At 68.3% G+C, this 1,519-nt stretch carries 1 protein-coding gene; it reads left to right on the forward strand.

The annotated features are described in order from the left end of the window. Positions 1 to 58 precede the first annotated feature (58 nt). Positions 59 to 1,501: an IS30 family transposase gene (locus tag AC2W7A_RS12290; protein ID WP_485991593.1), complete on the forward strand. Its 1,443-nt coding sequence runs from the start codon at positions 59 to 61 to the stop codon at positions 1,499 to 1,501. Positions 1,502 to 1,519 lie beyond the last annotated feature (18 nt).

Below are 1,519 nucleotides of genomic sequence, written 5' to 3' on the forward strand. Positions count from 1 at the left end.
CAGGGTGGATTCAATCGGTCGTCGCAACACCCTCTCGGAATCACTGGAGGTATGGGCGATGGCCAGCAAGGACTGGGCGAGGAAGATCAGTGACGTGCCCGAGGGGACACGTCGGCAGTGGAGAGCGGATCGGGCGCTGCGGGCCCCCATGCGCTCTCCTGGCAGGCCGCAGCCCTCACGAGAGGTGCAACGTCAGTTCTGGCGTGTGATCGCCACCGGTGTCACCACGGTCGAGGCGTCGCTGGCGGTGGGCGTGTCCTGGCCCGTCGGGGCGCGCTGGTTCCGTCACGCTGGCGGCATGGCCCCACTGTCCCTGGCCGAGCCCACCGGCCGGTACCTGTCCTTCGCTGAGCGTGAAGAGATCGCAATCCTCCACGCTCAGGGTCACGGGGTGCGTCAGATCGGGCGTGCCCTGGGACGTGATCCCGGCACGATCAGTCGCGAGCTGCGCCGTAACTGCGCCACCCGCTCCGGGAGCAAGGAGTACCGGGCCACGGTGGCGCAGTGGAAGGCTCAGGAGGCGGCCAGGCGGCCCAAGCCGGCGAAGCTGGCCACGAACCAGCGGCTGCATGACTACGTCCAGGCACGCCTGAACGGGGTGGTCCTGGGCCCCGATGGCGTGGCCGTGCCAGGACCGGTCGGGCCCGGGTTCAAGGGGCGGAAGATGAAACCGCGCCGGGCGGACCGGCGGTGGTCCACGGCGTGGAGCCCGGAGCAGATCAGCCACCGGCTGCGCCTGGAGTTCCCGGATGATGTGTCCATGCGGATCTCTCACGAGGCGATCTATCAGTCCCTGTTCGTCGAGGGACGGGGCGCACTCAAACGCGAACTCGTCGGGTGCCTACGCACTGGACGGGCCCTGCGCGAGCCGCGGGCACGTACCCGGAACAAGCCCCAGGGCCACGTCACCGAGGACGTGGTGTTCAGCAAGCGCCCACCTGAGGCCGCTGATCGTGCTGTGCCCGGGCACTGGGAAGGGGACCTGATCATCGGGACCGAGCGTTCAGCGATCGGGACTCTGGCCGAGCGCAAGAGCCGGGCCACGATCCTGGTCCACTTGCCCCGCCTGCAGGGATGGGGTGAGCAGCCGGCGGTGAAGAACGGGCGCTCCCTGGCCGGGTACGGGGCCGAGGCGATGACCGCGGCCCTGATCAAGGCGATGGCGGACGTGCCGGAGCAGCTGCGGCAGACCCTGACGTGGGACCGGGGCAAGGAGCTGGCCGGGCATGCCAGGTTCACGATGGCCACGGGCACGAAGGTGTTCTTCGCTGACCCGCACTCACCATGGCAGCGGCCGACGAATGAGAACACGAACGGGGTGCTGCGGCAGTACTTCCCGAAGGGCACGGACCTGTCGAGGTGGTCGGCTGAAGACCTCGCAGCAGTCGCGTACACCCTGAACAACAGGCCCAGGAAGGTCCTGGACTGGAAGACGCCCGCGGAGGTCTTCGCTGAGCAGTTACGCTCGCTCACGTTGAACGGTGTTGCAACGACCGGTTGAACCCACCCAGTACGTCAG

It is taken from the genome of Micrococcus sp. LASM2_SD2 (assembly GCF_057364565.1).

Excerpts from the sequence above, each read along its gene's own strand:
- AC2W7A_RS12290 (WP_485991593.1), top strand. The coding sequence starts at position 59 with ATGGCCAGCAAGGACTGGGCGAGGAAGATCAGTGACGTGCCCGAGGGG.